At 59.8% G+C, this 15,963-nt stretch carries 16 protein-coding genes and 2 tRNA genes; 3 read left to right on the top strand and 15 right to left on the bottom strand.

What is annotated here, in order from left to right:
- Window positions 1–40 precede the first annotated feature (40 nt).
- On the top strand, window positions 41–751 hold the full coding sequence (locus Q8X48_RS04815; protein ID WP_007972810.1) for an SDR family NAD(P)-dependent oxidoreductase: 711 nt from the start codon (window positions 41–43) through the stop codon (window positions 749–751).
- A gap of 64 nt (window positions 752–815) precedes the next feature.
- Here Q8X48_RS04815 and Q8X48_RS04810 read toward each other — a convergent pair.
- The 7 genes from Q8X48_RS04810 to Q8X48_RS04780 all read right to left on the bottom strand — a co-directional run bounded on the left by Q8X48_RS04810 (window position 816) and on the right by Q8X48_RS04780 (window position 6,338).
- A tRNA-Thr gene (locus tag Q8X48_RS04810) sits at window positions 816–891 on the bottom strand.
- Between the two features lie 78 nt (window positions 892–969).
- The gene (locus Q8X48_RS04805; RefSeq protein ID WP_407799830.1) at window positions 970–1,794 is read right to left on the bottom strand and encodes an FkbM family methyltransferase; all 825 of its coding nucleotides are present in this window, start codon (window positions 1,792–1,794) and stop codon (window positions 970–972) included.
- Window positions 1,795–2,137: 343 nt separating this feature from the next.
- Entirely contained in the window at window positions 2,138–3,367 is a 1,230-nt protein-coding gene (locus Q8X48_RS04800) for a methyltransferase (protein WP_407799829.1), read from the bottom strand.
- Entirely contained in the window at window positions 3,348–4,037 is a 690-nt protein-coding gene (locus Q8X48_RS04795; protein ID WP_407799828.1) for an ABC transporter permease, read from the bottom strand. The genes Q8X48_RS04800 and Q8X48_RS04795 overlap by 20 nt, the downstream gene beginning before the upstream one ends.
- Window positions 4,034–4,729, bottom strand: coding sequence for an ABC transporter permease (locus tag Q8X48_RS04790; protein WP_015093060.1), 696 nt, complete (start codon window positions 4,727–4,729; stop codon window positions 4,034–4,036). Before Q8X48_RS04790 ends, Q8X48_RS04795 begins: the two co-directional genes overlap by 4 nt.
- A gap of 72 nt (window positions 4,730–4,801) precedes the next feature.
- Complete coding sequence (locus tag Q8X48_RS04785; RefSeq protein WP_095964553.1) at window positions 4,802–5,551, bottom strand: ABC transporter substrate-binding protein; 750 nt, start codon at window positions 5,549–5,551, stop codon at window positions 4,802–4,804.
- A 13-nt stretch (window positions 5,552–5,564) separates the two neighbouring features.
- Window positions 5,565–6,338 carry an ABC transporter ATP-binding protein gene (locus Q8X48_RS04780; RefSeq protein WP_007972784.1) on the bottom strand — a complete coding sequence of 258 codons (774 nt, stop codon included), beginning with the start codon at window positions 6,336–6,338 and terminating at the stop codon, window positions 5,565–5,567.
- 564 nt (window positions 6,339–6,902) lie between these two features.
- On the opposite strand from Q8X48_RS04780, the gene gabP reads away from it, so the two are divergent.
- Window positions 6,903–8,294, top strand: a complete 1,392-nt coding sequence (gabP, locus tag Q8X48_RS04775) for a GABA permease (protein WP_015093062.1) — start codon at window positions 6,903–6,905, stop codon at window positions 8,292–8,294.
- 71 nt (window positions 8,295–8,365) lie between these two features.
- On the opposite strand, the gene Q8X48_RS04770 is transcribed toward gabP, so the two are convergent.
- The 4 genes from Q8X48_RS04770 to Q8X48_RS04755 form a co-directional block, all read right to left on the bottom strand.
- Entirely contained in the window at window positions 8,366–8,821 is a 456-nt protein-coding gene (locus Q8X48_RS04770) for a hypothetical protein (RefSeq protein WP_407799827.1), read from the bottom strand.
- 6 nt (window positions 8,822–8,827) lie between these two features.
- Window positions 8,828–9,244 carry a hypothetical protein gene (locus Q8X48_RS04765; protein WP_407799826.1) on the bottom strand — a complete coding sequence of 139 codons (417 nt, stop codon included), beginning with the start codon at window positions 9,242–9,244 and terminating at the stop codon, window positions 8,828–8,830.
- Window positions 9,245–9,280: 36 nt separating this feature from the next.
- Complete coding sequence (locus Q8X48_RS04760; protein ID WP_407799825.1) at window positions 9,281–10,255, bottom strand: alpha/beta hydrolase family protein; 975 nt, start codon at window positions 10,253–10,255, stop codon at window positions 9,281–9,283.
- A gap of 68 nt (window positions 10,256–10,323) precedes the next feature.
- Complete coding sequence (locus tag Q8X48_RS04755) at window positions 10,324–11,382, bottom strand: PDDEXK nuclease domain-containing protein (RefSeq protein ID WP_407799824.1); 1,059 nt, start codon at window positions 11,380–11,382, stop codon at window positions 10,324–10,326.
- A 254-nt stretch (window positions 11,383–11,636) separates the two neighbouring features.
- Here Q8X48_RS04755 and Q8X48_RS04750 point away from each other — a divergent pair, with 254 nt between their 5' ends.
- The gene (locus tag Q8X48_RS04750) at window positions 11,637–12,086 is read left to right on the top strand and encodes a carboxypeptidase regulatory-like domain-containing protein (protein ID WP_407799823.1); all 450 of its coding nucleotides are present in this window, start codon (window positions 11,637–11,639) and stop codon (window positions 12,084–12,086) included.
- A gap of 66 nt (window positions 12,087–12,152) precedes the next feature.
- Here the strand turns inward: Q8X48_RS04750 and Q8X48_RS04745 are convergent.
- The 4 genes from Q8X48_RS04745 to Q8X48_RS04730 all read right to left on the bottom strand — a co-directional run bounded on the left by Q8X48_RS04745 (window position 12,153) and on the right by Q8X48_RS04730 (window position 15,896).
- Window positions 12,153–12,228 (bottom strand) — tRNA-Phe (locus Q8X48_RS04745).
- A 103-nt stretch (window positions 12,229–12,331) separates the two neighbouring features.
- Window positions 12,332–12,604 (bottom strand): oxidative damage protection protein, encoded by a 273-nt coding sequence (locus Q8X48_RS04740; protein ID WP_007972770.1) that lies wholly within the window; start codon window positions 12,602–12,604, stop codon window positions 12,332–12,334.
- On the bottom strand, window positions 12,601–13,668 hold the full coding sequence (gene mutY / locus Q8X48_RS04735; RefSeq protein WP_095964560.1) for an A/G-specific adenine glycosylase: 1,068 nt from the start codon (window positions 13,666–13,668) through the stop codon (window positions 12,601–12,603). Before mutY ends, Q8X48_RS04740 begins: the two co-directional genes overlap by 4 nt.
- Complete coding sequence (locus tag Q8X48_RS04730) at window positions 13,665–15,896, bottom strand: AsmA family protein (RefSeq protein WP_407799822.1); 2,232 nt, start codon at window positions 15,894–15,896, stop codon at window positions 13,665–13,667. Before Q8X48_RS04730 ends, mutY begins: the two co-directional genes overlap by 4 nt.
- Between the last annotated feature and the right edge of the window lie 67 nt (window positions 15,897–15,963).

The raw sequence follows: 15,963 nt of genomic DNA, 5'->3' as shown, positions 1-15,963 counted from the left end.
AGATTTTCTACCCCACTTTTAATTGTCAGAGGTCTTCATCATGAGCATTTCGAAAAAAGTCATCGTCATCACCGGCGCATCCCAAGGTCTCGGCGACGGTATGGTCAAAGCCTTTCGTGAACTCGGTTACCGGATCGTCGCCACTTCGCGCTCGATCAAGCCATCCACCGATCCGGACATTCTCACCGTGGCCGGTGACATAGGTGAGCCGGAAACCGCCCGGCGCGTCATCCGCGAAGCGATGTCCCGTTTCGGTCGCATCGATACCCTGGTCAACAACGCCGGGATCTTCATCGCCAAGCCGTTCACCGCATACACGGCAGAAGACTACGCCAATGTGTTGTCGGTGAACGTCAATGGCTTCTTCTACATCACCCAACTCGCCATCGCCGAGATGGAAAAGCAAGGCAGCGGCCACGTCGTCAACATCACCACCAGCCTGGTGGACCACGCCATCGACGGTGTGCCATCGGTCTTGGCTTCGCTGACCAAGGGCGGCCTCAACGCGGCCACCAAATCCCTGGCCATCGAATACGCCAAGCGCGGAATCCGGGTGAACGCGGTCAGCCCGGGCATCATCAAGACGCCGATGCACGGCGCAGAAACCCATGAAGCACTGGGCAATCTGCACCCGGTCGGGCACATGGGCGAGGTCGATGATATTGCGCAGGCGGTTGTGTATCTGGACGGCGCCAAGTTTGTAACTGGCGAAATCCTGCATGTGGATGGTGGTCAGAGCGCGGGTCACTGAAAGCGATTTTTCAGACCCCGGAAACAACAAAGCCCCTGCATTTCTGCAGGAGCTTTGTTTTGTATGGTGCCGGCACCAGGAATCGAACCCGGGACCTACTGATTACAAGTCAGTTGCTCTACCATCTGAGCTATACCGGCGTGTCAGGGCGACGATTATAGCGATTGGATAGGTTCTGTAAACCCCTGAATTCTGACTATTTTTACGCGGGCTTCGGGTCAGGCGCGTAGCAGGGTTTTCTTGAGTTTTTGGATGGCTTTCCAGGTTCGACTGTTTTGCATTGCGCGCAGCTGTGCTTCGGCCTGTTCGGCGCGTTGCAGGGCGGCGGTGAGTTGGTGTTCGGCGTCGCTGACGGGGTGGCTGAAGTTGTGGCCTTTGCAGAACTGGAACTCGTCCAGGTTGCACGGCGGGATGTCGAAGGCGGGTTTGAGGTTCAGGTGTTCTTCGGCGAGGTAGTAGGTGTTGATGCCGTCGAACAGGATGGAGTGGTAGCCGGCGTCGGTGACGAGGGTTTCCCAGGCCTGGTCGCGGGCCCAAGGGGTTTCGATGAGGATCACCCATGGCCGCCACTGGGTGAAGTCCATGCCGCGCAGGACGGTTTCTTCGTGGCCTTCGACATCAATTTTCAGGAAGTGGATCGCGCGGCCCCGGGCGTGTTCTTCGCAGATGGAGCTCAGGGTGCGGGACTTGATCGTCTGGGTGCGAACGTCCATGCCGGCGTCTTTGTGCATTTTCGCCATGGCTGGGTCGAGGGTCGAGAGGCCGGTGCCGGCGATGCCGTAGAAGGTCAGTTCGTCAGCACTTTCCCCGGCCGCGCATTGCAGGTTGGTGTCCTTGGGGCGTTGCTGGCACAGGGCTTCGTAGTAGTTGGGCATCGGTTCGACGTTGATGCCGGTCCAGCCGTTGTCGTAGAACGCCTTGGTGACCGAGTCATGGGTGGGGTCGTTTGCCCCGACGTCGATGTAGAAGCCGTTCTCGACGGTTTTGAGGGCGCGCCACAGGCGTATGTCTTCGAAATTCTGTGCGTAGGAAATGAACGTCACTGGCGCATCCTGTCGGAGGAATGGTCTTGTTCGTGGCCGCACTGCCGGCGCCCTTGCGTGTGTGTATATCAAGAGTAATGAAAGGGTGCAATTTCCCCTGTCTGCGGTCCGGGATTAGGCGTTTATGTCGTTTTGGTTAAATGCTTATGCACAATGGCATTGGCGGCGCACCGGGTTTAGGCCGAATTTGTGGATCCGTTCTCATTTGTCCGCAAATGCCTGTTTTTTCGATTTTTTATGCGGGTGTGCAAAAAATGAACAGTGTGGATTTAGTCCTGAAACAGGCGTAGATATTGGATCCACGATTATTTCATCAACAGAGTTATCCACAGGTCGGATGTGCTTAAGCGCGTTCGGCCAGGAGCAGGAAATTACGCGGTGTGAGTGGGGTTTTGCAGAAGGTGCCGACGCGGACACTGTAGCCCTGCTCGGCGAGGAAAAGTGCCCGGTCAAGAACCAGCCAAAGCTCCAGTGGGCGTCGGAAAAGTCCGCGTAACAGTTCAAGGTTGCGCACTTCGGCCAGTCGCTGCCAACCGGCGGCTTCGAGGGCTGGCCAATTTTGCGGGCCGACTGTGGATAACTCTTTGAGTGCGGCCAGGTGATGGCAGTAATCGGCAAAGGGTTTGTCCAGCCAGGCGCTGGGCAGGGAAGGGGTTGGCAGATACTCGTCCATGCCGCGCAGTTGCCGCTGCAGCAAGTCGAAGCCCAGGCGCCGAGCCATGGAGGTGTCGCGTTGACGGCGCACGCGGGCGCCAGCGGTGACGGTTTCACTCATGGGCAGCGCGAGGTCGTCGAGGGAAAGCTGTAGGCCGGAGCCTTGGGCGGCCGAGGAAATCGGCGAGTATTGGGCAAGACTGATCCGGTTGTAGCAGCACGGCGCAATGGCGAGTTGTTTGCAGCCTGTGGCGCTGGCAAGTTGAATCAGACGCACATGCAAATCACCGCAGGCGTGAAGCGCGACGGGCGTGTGGTGCGCACTCAGTAAAGTAGCTGCGTTTGCCGCGAGCACATCCTGTTCGATATGCAGCGCATGCAGATGATGACGCTGGCTGAGTGCCTGGCCGCTGGTTACCAGTGCCGGGTCGTATTCCAGGCAAGTCAGTTGTTGCCCAGGCTGCAGCAGGCGTCGCCCCAGGTGTCCCTTGCCCGAGCACCAGTCCAGCCAATGCTTCGGTGTTTCGCAGAACTGCAATCGACTGGCGAAAGCTTCAATCTGCTGCCATTTGCGCCCCGGTACATCGACGTTCAGCCGATGGCCGGCCGCTTCGAGTGCGTGTGCAGGCAATTCATCCACAGCACTCAAGGCAACGGACATCGATGCCAAGGAAGCAAAGGGTTCCGGCGCATTCAGTAGGGCGGGTTGATTGTGGGCGTTTTCCGCGTCTTCCAGCGACCGCTTGCGTAGCCATTCGGCCAGAGCTGGGTAGGACGCTTCCCAGGGAAGCTGCAGATGAGTGAACGGCCGAGGTTTCCACAGTGCCTGATGCTCTGTCAGAAAAGCATCCAGCGCGGTGAAGCGGGCGAGCAGGGCCTCGCCCGTCAACACGCCATCCTCAACGTCCTTGGCAGGCATCGATGCGCAACCAGCGCTCCAGCAGCTTGAAGCCGCGCACCAGCACGTAAGCCATCACCAGGTAGAACATGCCCGCGGCGAAGAAGATCTCCACCGGCAGGTAGGTCCGGGCAATGATGGTGCGGGCCATGCCGGTCAGTTCCAGCAAGGTCACGGTGCTTGCCAGGGCGCTGGCCTTGAGCATCAGGATCACTTCGTTGCTGTAGGCCGGCAGGCCGATGCGCGCCGCGCGCGGCAGCATGATGAAGAACAGCGCTTTTGGCTTGGACATGCCCAGCGCCCGTGCCGCTTCGATCTCGCCCGGTGGTATCGCCTGGATGGCGCCGCGCAGGATTTCCGCAATGTAGGCTGCCGTGTGCAGGGTCATGGTCGCCGTGGCGCACCAGAACGGATCGCGCAGGTACGGCCACATCGAACTGTTACGGATCGCGTCGAACTGCGCCAGGCCGTAGTAGACCAGGAACAGTTGAACCAGCAACGGCGTGCCACGGAAGAAGAAGATGTAGCCGTAGGGAAATGCCCGTACCCACCACAGGCGCGACGAGCGGGCGATGCCCAGTGGAATGGCCAGCAGCAAACCGGCGATCACGGCGATGGCCACCAGTTCCAGGGTCAGGGTCGCGCCCTGGGCCAGTTTCGGCAGCCACTTGATGATGACTTCCCAGTTCATTGGGTGCTCCTCGCGAAGCCGCGAGCGGCACGTTTTTCCAGGAAGTGCATGCCGGTCATCGCCAGCACCGTCAGGCTCAGGTACATAAACGCGGCCACCATATAGAAGGTGAACGGCTGTTTGGAGACGGTCACGCCGATTTGCGCATGACGCATGATTTCTTCCAGGCCGATCACCGACACCAGCGCGGTGTCCTTCATCAGGATCATGAACAGGTTGCCAAGGCCCGGAAGGGCGATGCGCCACATCTGCGGCATGATCAGCCGGGTGAAGATGCGCCACTTCGACAGGCCCAGGGCCACGCCGGCTTCGCGATGGCCTTTGGGGATGGCGAGGATCGCACCGCGGAACACTTCCGTGGCGTAGGCGCCGAAGCACAGGCCCAGTGCAATCACGCCAGCGGCGAAGGCGTTGAGTTCAAGGTCGGGGTTGCCGAAGAACTCGCCCAGGGCACGCATCAGGTTGACCGTGCCGAAGTAGATCAATAGCACCCAGAGCAATTCCGGGATGCCGCGAACCAGGGTCGAGTAAGTGCCGCCAAGCCATTGCAGCGGCTTGTACGGGGAAGTCTTGGCCAAGGCGCCGAGCAGACCGAGCACCAGCCCCAGGCACAGGGCCGAGAGTGCCAGTTTCACAGTCATCAGCGCGCCAGCGGCGAGCGCCGGGCCGAATCCGTAGAGGTCGATAATCATGGATTTCTTTTCAAATCGCGGCAGGCAAGGCCGAGAACCGGCGCCATCGGGCGCCGGTCAGGCAGGTCAGTATCAATAGATGCTGAACGGGAAGTACTTGTCGTTGATCTTCTTGTAGGTGCCGTCAGCGACGATTTCTTTGAGTGCGGTGTTCAGCTTCTCGCGGATCGGGTCCTTCTTGCGCACGGCAATACCGATCTTGTCGCTTTCTTCCACCGGGTCGCCCTTGAACTCGTAGGCACGGCCAGCGTCGCTTTTCAGCCATTCGTAGTTGACGTACTTGTCGGCCAGGATGCCGTCCAGGCGGCCGGAAGTCAGGTCGAGGTAGGCGTTTTCCTGGGTGTCGTAGAGCTTGATGGTGATGTCGTCACCATAGTTGTCTTCCAGGAAGGTGCCGGCCAGGGTCGCGCGCTGGGCGCCGATGATCTTGCCTTTGAGCGCCGCCTTGTCGGTTTTGAAGTCGATGTCTTTCTTGGCGATGAACTGCAGCTTGTTGGAGTAGTACGGGTCGGTGAAGTCCACCGCTTGCTTGCGCTCGTCGGTGATCGACATCGAGGAGATCAGGAAGTCGAACTTCTTGGCGTTCAGGGCCGGGATGATGCCGTCCCAGTCGGAGGTCACGACGGTGCACTCGACTTTCATCTTGGCGCACAGGGCGTCGCCGATCTCTTTGTCGAAGCCGACGACATTGCCACTGGCATCTTTGTTGTTGAACGGCGGGTAGGCCGCTTCGATGCCCATCTTCAGGGTTTCGGCCATGGCACCGGCGCTGAACGCCAGGGTGACGGCGGCAGCCAGGAAGACCTTTTTGTAGTTCTGCATGTGGGTAGCTCCGTTAGCGGTTGCTGGACATGAATTGTTTGCAGCGCGCCGAAAGCGGGTTTTCGAACACCTGCTGTGGCGATCCTTGCTCTTCTACCAGGCCCTGGTGGAGGAACACCACTTCGCTGGAGACCTGACGGGCGAAGCCCATTTCGTGGGTCACGAGCAGCATGGTGCGGCCTTCTTCGGCCAGCGCGCGGATGACATTAAGTACTTCCTGGACCATTTCCGGGTCAAGCGCGGAGGTGGGCTCGTCGAACAGGATGACCTTGGGCTGCATGGCCAGGGTGCGGGCGATGGCCGCGCGTTGTTGCTGGCCGCCGGACAGTTGCGCCGGGTAGGCGTGGCGCTTGTCGGCGATGCCGACCTTGGCCAGCAGGGCTTCGGCGACTTCGATGGCTTCGGCCTTGCTCTGGCCGAGCACGCGGCGCGGGGCTTCGATGATGTTGTCGAGCACGCTCATGTGCGGCCACAGGTTAAAGTTTTGAAATACAAAACCGATTTCGCTGCGCAGGCGATTGATCTGCTTGCCGTCGGCGGCCACCAGCTCGCCGTTCTTCGCAGCCTTGAGCTTGAGTTCTTCGCCGGCCACCAGGATCTGGCCCTGGTGCGGGTTTTCCAACAGGTTGATGCAGCGCAGGAACGTGGACTTGCCGGAGCCGGAGGAACCCAGGATCGAGATCACATCGCCGTCGCGGGCGGTCAGCGAGATGCCTTTGAGCACCTCCAGCGAACCGTAGCGTTTGTGCAAGTTGCGGATTTCAAGCGCGGGCGTGGCCTCAGCCATGTGCGTTCCTCATATATGTTGCGCTCCTGCTCTTGGCGGCCTTCCTGGCGAGGCGGCCAACCTAGCATAGCGTTTCAATGGCAGCCAACAGCGCTACGGACGGTAAACGGCTGGTACGTGGCAGGTTGTCGCATCGGCGCAGCAGACTGTCGCCCCATCAACAACCGAACAGCCGTTTGAACCTTGCCTGTCGATAAAAAGCGCGGTGGCTGCCGCAAAAAAAGGCGCGATGTTGCCAGCTTTGACAGGGTGTTGGAAGCGCTATCCGGCCAAATGCACCGCTTGTGCACTTTTAATGTGCGCGCAGCCATTTTCAGGTGTGTTTCCGGTGCACTGATTCACCACACAAAGTGGGTCGCAGGGTAACGCTCTGGCAAAGTGCCATTAAATTCAATGGGTTGCGATGACTGTCCGGTCGAGGCGAGATCGCCGGGTTAGAGGGTTTTGAAATATTTTGGCGCAATTATTGCGTGCAGAATCCAGAACGCCCTGTTGGCTTCTTTTTACGAGAAGGTCCGCCGAACGGGATGCACGCATTCGCTTCTCCTTACAAAGGTAGTTTTAATGAGCAGTACCCAAAGCTCTAATGGCCTCGAACAGGGGCTCAAACCGCGCCATGTGACCATGCTGTCGATTGCCGGGGTTATCGGCGCCGGCTTGTTCGTCGGCTCGGGTCACGCCATCGCCGCTGCAGGTCCGGCTGTTCTGTTGGCTTACGCCGCCGCCGGCATGTTGGTGGTACTGGTGATGCGCATGCTCGGCGAAATGGCCGTTGCCTCGCCGGACACCGGTTCGTTTTCGACATACGCCGACCGCGCGATCGGTCACTGGGCCGGTTTCACCATCGGCTGGTTGTACTGGTGGTTCTGGGTTCTGGTGATCCCGTTGGAAGCCAACGCTGCCGCGACCATCCTGCATGCCTGGTTCCCTGGCGTGGACATCTGGGCCTTCGCCCTGGTCATCACGATGCTGTTGACCGTGACCAACCTGTTCAGCGTGAAGAATTATGGTGAGTTCGAATTCTGGTTCGCCCTGATCAAAGTCCTGGCGATCATCGGTTTCATCATTCTCGGCGTAGCGGCGATCTTCGGCTTCCTGCCGAACAGCCAGGTCAGCGGCGTTTCGCACTTGTTCGACACCCAGGGCTTCCTGCCAAACGGCATGGGCGCTGTACTGGGCGCGATCCTGACCACCATGTTCTCCTTCATGGGCACCGAGATCGTGACCATCGCGGCCGCGGAATCGAAAAACCCTGGCAAGCAAATCTCCAAGGCCACCAACTCGGTGATCTGGCGGATCGGCTTGTTCTACCTCGTGTCGATCTTCATCGTTGTGGCCCTGGTGCCTTGGAACGACCCGGTACTGGCAAGCCTGGGCTCCTACCAGACCGTGCTTGAGCGCATGGGCATCCCGAATGCCAAGATGATCGTCGACATCGTGGTACTGGTTGCTGTGACCAGCTGCCTGAACTCGGCGCTCTACACTTCGTCGCGGATGCTGTTCTCCCTGGGCAAGCGTGGCGATGCACCGGCCATGTCCACGCGCACCAACAAGAGTGGCACGCCTTACTGGGCGGTGATGTTGTCCACTGGCGCTGCGTTCCTGGCGACATTCGCCAACTACGTGGCCCCGGCTGCCGTGTTCGAATTTCTGCTGGCCAGCTCCGGCGCCATCGCGTTGCTGGTGTACCTGGTGATCGCGATTTCGCAACTGCGCATGCGCAAGCAGCGTATGGCTCGTGGTGAGAAAATCGTCTTCAGCATGTGGCTTTTCCCGGGCCTGACCTACGCGGTGATCGTCTTCATCGTTGCGGCCCTGACCATCATGCTGTTCCAGGATGCCCATCGTGTGGAAATCCTCGCGACCGGCTTGCTCAGTGCCCTGGTAGTAGCGGCCGGCTTGCTGGTGGCTCGCCGTCGCAAACTGGAAAAGCGCGGCGCGGTGGTGCTGAACTGATCCATATTGCGTAATGCAAAACGGCCGCTGTCAGTGAAGACAAGCGGCCGTTTTTGTTTGCGCCGTAACCCTTACTCGGCTTTTTCTGCCGGCATTTCCTGCGACTCGCGGTAGGCGTCCAGCGCAGTGCCGAAGTCAGTAATGAACTGTGGTTCGCTCAGCCATGCCTGGGCGGCGTCGCGGTCCATACCGTCGGCCCACATGCGGTAGTCGATCAGCATGTCGGCGGCCAGGTGGGTGGCGGCCATGCCTTCGTCGTCGGCGTTTTCCATGTCCAGCAGTTCTGGGTGGTCGACGATGATAAAGGCGAGGTTCGTCAGCAGGACCGAGAGCATTTCGCTGCGGCCGACGGCTTCGGCGTCGCGCATTTTGCTGAACATCGCCAGGGTGTATTCCGGGATCGGCTCGGCGAGGTGTCCGAGTTCATCATCGTCCAGTGCAGCGGGTTTCCTGCCGTGGATATTGATCTGCTTGGCTTTGGCTTTTGCACGCTTGGCGCGTTTCTGTTGCTTGTTCAGGGAGGCCATGGGAACTCAGTTCGGTTTCTGTTGGGTTTGCGCGGCAATGGCGTCGGACGCCGCCACATAGTCGGCCTGGAAGGCCGGAGATTCGATCCACGCCAGGGCGCCGGCTTCGTCTGTTTCGGCCGACCATTGGCGATATTCGATCAGCGCGGCGAGGATGAAGTCCATCGCGCCTTCTTCGCCTTCCTGCTCGTACACCAGTTCCAGCAACGGGTCTTCGAGGAAGGCCGTGCACATGGCTTGCTGGCTGATCTTTTCGGCGTCGATCATTTTCTTGAACAGTTCGGTCAGATCCACCGATTCGAAATCGATGCGATCGTCGTTCGGGTCCAGTTCGACCGGCACGGCGGCCCGCTGGGTGCGGTTTTGCTTGGCCTTGGCCTTGGCGCGGGAGGCGCGTTTTTGCTGCTTGTTGGCGGAGGCCATGGGCGTCGTTCCGTATTCGTTGAAAGGGCAATTGACTTAGCTGTGCGGCACTCGCCGCCCGGGGGTATCGGGGGCCAGTTCGCCGTTTTGCAGCCAGGCCAATGCAATGGGCCATAGTGTGGCTTGGTATGGGCTGCGAAAAAAGGCGAAATGTCCGACTTCTTCTTCGCCGATGTCTTCGGGATGGATACGCAGGTGAACGTTTGTACTGCCGGTGAAGTAGCTGAGCAGGCGTTCGATGGCCGGGACCGTGCCGTAAGGATCATCGCTGATGCTGATGGCCAGGGTTTGTGCGGTGACATCGGCAAAGGGCAGTTGCCCGCTTGTTGTGCTGATCGTGCGGCCGCTGGAGCGTTTTTCGTAACGGGCAGTGGACAGGCTCCAGTCACGGACCACGCCGGCGGGTGTGTCCTCCAGCCATCCGAGGCGTTTGCCCGGAAAGTAGCCGTAGATCATCGTTACCAGTGGCATCAGCACATGCCACTTGGCAAACATCCGCCAGCGAAGGGCGGGTGCATAGTCGCGCCAGTAGGCGAATTGCGCTCCGACCGTCACCAGGCGCCGGATCAGGTGCCCGGACGCCCCCAGGCCCGCTGCGCAGCCGCCAAAGCTGTGGCCGACCACATCGATAGGCTGCCCGGGGAACTCACGCTGTGCGCGCTTGAGCATCGCCTCGAAATCCAGCGCTCCCCAATCGGTCCATGAGGCCTTGAGGCCTTTGAGCGATGCCGGCCGCGACTCGCCGATGCCGCGGTAGTCATAGGTGATGACGTCGAAGCCGTGATCGAACAGATAGTCGGCGAAGCGCGAGTAATGACGACAACGGACCGAGGTGGCGGCGTTGATGATAACGACCGGACGAGCGGCATCCCGGAACGGGTGTCGCCAAGTGAAACCACCGAGGACAAAGCCGTCTGCAGCGATTTCCTTGAACGGTTCGCCGGACGCAACGCGTTGCAACGGCAACTCGATTTGAGTTGGGACGAGTGAAGGCGTTTCCTGCAAATTCATCGGCGTCGGACCTTTGCGGGTAGCTGCCAACGATAGTCTTGATGCCGTTGATGAACAATCCATTGGCCTCAAGGCAGTGGTTGATCGAGCAGTCGTTCTTCAAGTGCTGCCCGTTCCCGATCCAGTTCGTTACGGAGTTCCTCTTCGCTCGGCAGGACGAGCTTGTACTTGCTGGCGAGCAGTTGTTCGCTTCCTTCCTGCATTGAGTAGCGCACCACGGATTCATCTTTTTGCGCACGGAGAATGATGCCGACGGTAGGGCTGTCTTGCGCGCTGTGTTTCAGGTCGTCGTACATGCGCAGGTACATGTCCATCTGCTCCACATCCTGATGGGTCAGTTCACCGCGCTTGATATCGAAGATGACGAAGCATTTGAGCAAGTAGTTGTAGAACACCAGATCGATGTAGAAGTCTTTGCTGTCGGTACTGATGCGTTGCTGGCGGGCTATGAACGCGAAGCCCTTGTCCAGCTCCAGCAAGAAGCCTTGCAGCTGTTCGATCAACGCCTGTTCGATCTCGCTTTCCTGAAGCTTGCCGGCATTGGGTAGGCCCAGAAACTCCAGTACCACCGGATCACGGATGAAATCCCGAGGGCTGGCCTTCATGTTTTGAATGTTGGTGGCGGCCTCCTGCTTGACACTGCTGCGATCTCGGCTCGCCAGCAGGCGTTCGTAGTACAGCGTATTGATCTGGCGTTCCAGGGCGCGGCTTGACCAGTTTTGGGTGGCTGATTCGTTCATGTACCAGAGACGGGCGCTGTCGTTGTCGACCCGAAGCAGGTGGCGGTAGTGGCTCCAGCTCAATTCGAGACGCAGTGCGTCACGAATTGGAAACGCCTGATAAAACTGGCGCATTTTTCGCAGATTGGTTTCGTCAAAGCCTTTCCCGAATTCTGCAGTAAGCCTGTTTGCCAGGGTCGACAGTAACTCTTTGCCATACCTCACCCGCCGAGCGCCTTCCTGCTCGAACTCGACGATATGTCGACCAATCTGCCAACAGGTTTGCACCTGAACGGTATCGACCGCCCGAAGCACCTTCTGACGTGCCTGATGGATCGATTTGCCAAGGTTCCCAAGCAGTGAAGCCAGATAGGGGTCGTGAATGTCGTTGGGTGTGAGGGCCGTCATGAGGTCTTCCGCAGCAGATTGGATAGCGAAGGAGAATGACAAGTGAGCACCCTTCGAAGCTGCCGGGAGTGACTGAAAAACAGGCAGGAAATGCCGGGTTCGCTGGCAGGACGCGTCGGAGGGCAGGCGAGGGCTGAGGAGCAAATGGCGTAGTACGTTTCGTACTCAGGCTAAATCAATCTAAAACCCCGCCCTGCGACTGGAAATCCAAAGAATGTAACGATTGGGTTCTGCAGAACCCGGGAGTCGTCATCATGAAGTACCTCCATTCACTCCTGTTGCCTCTCACCGCCGTCGGCGTGCTGATGTTTCCATCGATGTCGCCCGCCGCCAGCCTTGATCCAATCGACAGCACTGGCGTACAGGTGCAGCGCCAGGAGCAAAACGGCATCGCCTACCTGTCCGGCGGTATCGGCGAGGATGAGTCCAGGGCCATCCAGCAGAGCACCGGCTACAACCTGCACATGACGTTCTCTGTCGGGACGGAAAATGAATACATTCCTGACGTGAGCGTGGTCATCCAGAAAGCCCCGGGGCAAACCGTGCTGACGCTCAATAATGCCGGCCCGCTGGTTTACGTGAAGCTGCCTGCCGGTAAATACACGGTCATTGCGACGCGCAACGGCGAAACCCGGCAGGACGTTGCCGATGTTGGCAGTGGTGCAGCCCGTAACCTGGTTTTCCACTGGAATGATGCGAGTTAACGAGAGGCTCCTCAAATCGCAGGCATAAAAAAACCCTGAATCTTGCGATTCAGGGTTTTCGGTATTTGGTGCCCAGAGACGGAATCGAACCGCCGACACGGGGATTTTCAATCCCCTGCTCTACCGACTGAGCTATCTGGGCAACGGGGCGCATTAAACGGGTTTTTCAGGGGGTCGTCAAGCAAGTTTTCAAAAAAATTTTAATTATTACCGTCGCTTACGTTCCGACCCCCGATAAATCGGGGTTATTCCGACGGCGGTACGTAGCCTTCGGCCTTGGCGTAATCCTCGCCGGAGAAGTACTTGTCCATCTCGCCCTGAAGATATTTGCGATCTTCGGCGTTCATCATGTTCAGGCGTTTTTCGTTGATCAGCAGGGTCTGGTGTTTTTGCCAGTCGGCCCAGGCCTTGGCCGAGACGTGGTCAAAAATGTCCTGGCCTTTGGCGCCCGGGAAGGGAGCGCGCTCCAGGCCTGGCAATTCTTCTTTGTACTTGCGGCACATGATGGTGCGGGTCATGACGACTCTCCTGCGTTCAATACGGCGGCCGCGCGCTCGAGCAAGGTTTTGACCGGGGCGGCAAGGCCCAGGCGCGGCGGGGTGGCGAGGTTATACCAGAGCCAGTCGGCCTCGGCCACGTGATGGCCGGTCTCCTGGACCTGAACCAGCCAGGGTTCGATGGATAACTGAAAATGGCTGAAGGTGTGCACCAGGCTCGGCAATGCCTGTTGGGTGCCCAGTTCCAGCGAGTGCTGCGCTGCCAGGTGTGACAGGTCGTCGAGGTCGTCGAGTTCCGGCAGGCTCCACAAGCCGCCCCAGAGGCCCGTAGAGGGGCGACGGTAAAGCAGGATGGCGCCTTCGGTGTTGGCCAGCATCGGCATCAGCGTGCGCTTCTGCGGGATGGCCTTGCGCGGCTTGGGGATCGGGTAACGGGTTTCCAGGCCGAGCATGTGCGCTTCGCAGCCTTTTTCCAGCGGGCACAGCAGGCAGCTCGGTTTGCTGCGGGTGCAGAGCGTGGCACCGAGGTCCATCATCGCCTGGGTGTAGGCGTTGACCCGGTCGTGCGGTGTAAAGCGCTCAGCGTTGGCCCAGAGCTGTCTGGCGACCTTCGGCTCGCCCGGGTAGCCCTCTTGCGCGGTAAAGCGCGCCAGGACGCGTTTGACGTTGCCATCGAGGATCGGCGCGCGCAGGCCCATGCTGATGCTGGCAATGGCGCCGGCGGTGGACAGGCCGATCCCCGGCAGATCGGTGAGCTTTTCCACGTCCCGGGGAAATTCGCCGCCGTACTGCTCGACGACGATTTTCGCGGTCTTCTGCAAATTGCGCGCGCGGGTGTAGTAACCCAGGCCGGTCCACAGGTGCAGCACTTCGTCTTCCGGTGCCGCCGCCAGGGCTTCGACCGTTGGCAGCGAGGCCATGAAGCGGTCGAAGTAGTTCAGCACTGTGCTGACCTGGGTCTGCTGCAGCATGATTTCCGAGACCCAAACCCGATACGGGTTGATGTCCTGCTGCCAGGGCAAATCGTGACGGCCGTGGCGGTCGAACCAGTCCAGCACCGCCGTTGAAAACTGCTCGGCTCTCATCGCTTGAACAGGTCCTTGAGCGCGTCTTTCAGTTTCGGGTCGACTTTGTCGCCCCATTTTTCGTCGATTTTGTCGCTGATCCTGTCGCCAGCCAACTTGGTCGCGACCTGGCTCATGCGGTCGTTATCCAAACGGCAAGCCTTGGCGCCCAGCTCCAGCGGGCCACGGCAGCGCAGTGGCCACTCGATGCCGACAAACTTGTCGCCGACCTGACAGGCCGGGTCCGGCATGGCGCTGGTATCGCCTTCGACGATGATGCCGACGCGGTAGTCCATGCCCAGCACTCGCAGATCGATGTCACCGTCACCCTTGACGGTCATGCCCGGGATGCGCACTTTCAGGTCCGGGTTGCTGGCTACGCCGTTACGCAAGGTCAGATTGCCCTTGAGCTCCTGGAACGGGGTGTCCTTGCCGCGCGGCTCGCCGCTGAGGGTTTTGCGGTTGAGCGTGGCGATGCCTTTGCACAGCTGTTGCTCAAGGTTGGCGTTGAGCAGCACGCCATTGTTGATGACGAAGCTGGCGTTGCCGTTGAGGGTTTCGATCAGCGCCTTCTGGCTGTTGCCGTTGCCGGTCAGGTTGCTGTTGAGCGTGACCAGGCCTTTGACCGGTGGATTCTTGCCCTGGCTTTCGAGGATTTTTTCCGCCGGTACCCGGCTGATCTTCGTCTGCAGATTCAGTGCCGGCACTGGCTGGCGCACATCGAGCGTGCCGGTGGTTTCGAAGTTGCCCTCGTACAGGTCGCCGCGCAGGTTGGCCAGCGTCAGCAGGCCGCCCTGGCCGGTGGCCTTGAGCGCAGCGTTATGGATCGGCAGTTTTTGCAGGGTCAACTGGCCGAAGGTCAGGTCGGCGTCCACATCGAGCTTGCTCAAGCGTTCCACTGGCAGCAGGCGCTCGCTGCTCCACGCGTCCTTGGTCGGCGCGGGTGGCAATGGCGTGCTGCCGGCGCCGGCCATGGCATCGGCTTCGGTGCTGGCGACTTCGGCCTGACGCACTTGTGTCGCGCTATTGGCCTCGGCGGATTTCGGCGGCAGGTAACGGTCGACGTTGAAGGTGTCGGCCTTGAGCACGGCGCGCAGCGATTGCCTGGCGAAGTCTTCGACGGCGATGCGGCCGCTGAAGGTGCTGTCGTCGACTTTCAGGTTGAGGTCGTCGAGCGCCAGGCTGGTCGGTGTCGCGGCCAACCGGCTGACCAGCTCGACCTTGCTCAGGCTGCCTTCGGCCATGGCCGGGAGTTTCTGGCCGATGCTGTCGACGAATTTCGCCAGGTCGAACTGGGCAATCGAGATGCCGCCGCTGACCTGTGGGGTCTTGTCCAGATCGTTGACCTTCAGTTCACCCAGTGCCCGCAACTGGTTGGCAGAGACCTTGATGCCGGTCCACTCGGCAACGTTGGCGGCCCTGTCCAGCACCAACTGGCCCTGGGCGGAGAACGTCACGGCCTTGCCTTGCAAGGGGTCGCCGGTCACTTCCCCCGTCAGCTTCATATCCTCGAACTGATAGCGCTGCAGTGCACGTGCGATGCGCAACTCACCGTTGAGTTCGGTACGCACCCGCAGTGCAGGCTGGTTGGCTGACAGGAAAGCCGTGAGCTTGAGCGGAATGTTGACGGAGTCATGGACCGCGCCGGTGCTCAACTGAATGCTTTCGGCGCTGAAGCTCTTGCCGGTTCTTTCGTCGGTGTATTCGACCCGTGCGTTGTTCACGGTCAGGCTGTCGATGTCCAGGCGGATCGGCTGGGACGGTTTTTCCGCCGCGGCGCCGGTTTCGGGCACAGGTTCGGGAGTGGCTGGCGGGATGCCGGTCGCGTCGGTGCCGGCCGTTGCAGGCAGCTTGCCGATGTCCTCCCAGTTGCCATGACCCTGCTTGTCGCGGCTCAGGCGCAGGTTCAGGCCTTCGACGCGCACGTCGCTCATCTGCACTTCACGGCGCAGCAGCGGCAGTACGCGCACCGACAGGCCGAGCATCTGCAAGTCGGCGTACGGTTCAGTCGGTTTGACCATGGTCGCGACACTGGCGTCGTGCAACTCCAGGCCCAGCCACGGGAACAGGCTCCAGCCGATATCGCCATTGAGCGTCAGCTCGATGTGGGCTTTGTCGCGGGCAATCTGGCGAATCTCGTCTTTGTAGTCGTTGGGATCGAAGAGGTGGGTCAGGGCAAAGCCCAGCGCCACAATGATCAGCAACAGCCCGAGAAGTACCAGACCCAGGATTTTGCCGAACGCTTTCATGGGCGAGTCCTTGTAATTAGTCGAATTCAAAATTTAGCCGGGGAGTATAGCGCCCCGGAACGGACGA

The sequence above is a fragment of the Pseudomonas sp. QLc11A genome, assembly GCF_052112305.1.
In the GTDB taxonomy this organism is placed as follows: domain Bacteria; phylum Pseudomonadota; class Gammaproteobacteria; order Pseudomonadales; family Pseudomonadaceae; genus Aquipseudomonas; species Aquipseudomonas laurylsulfatiphila.
This window is presented reverse-complemented; position numbering and strand designations above follow the sequence as displayed.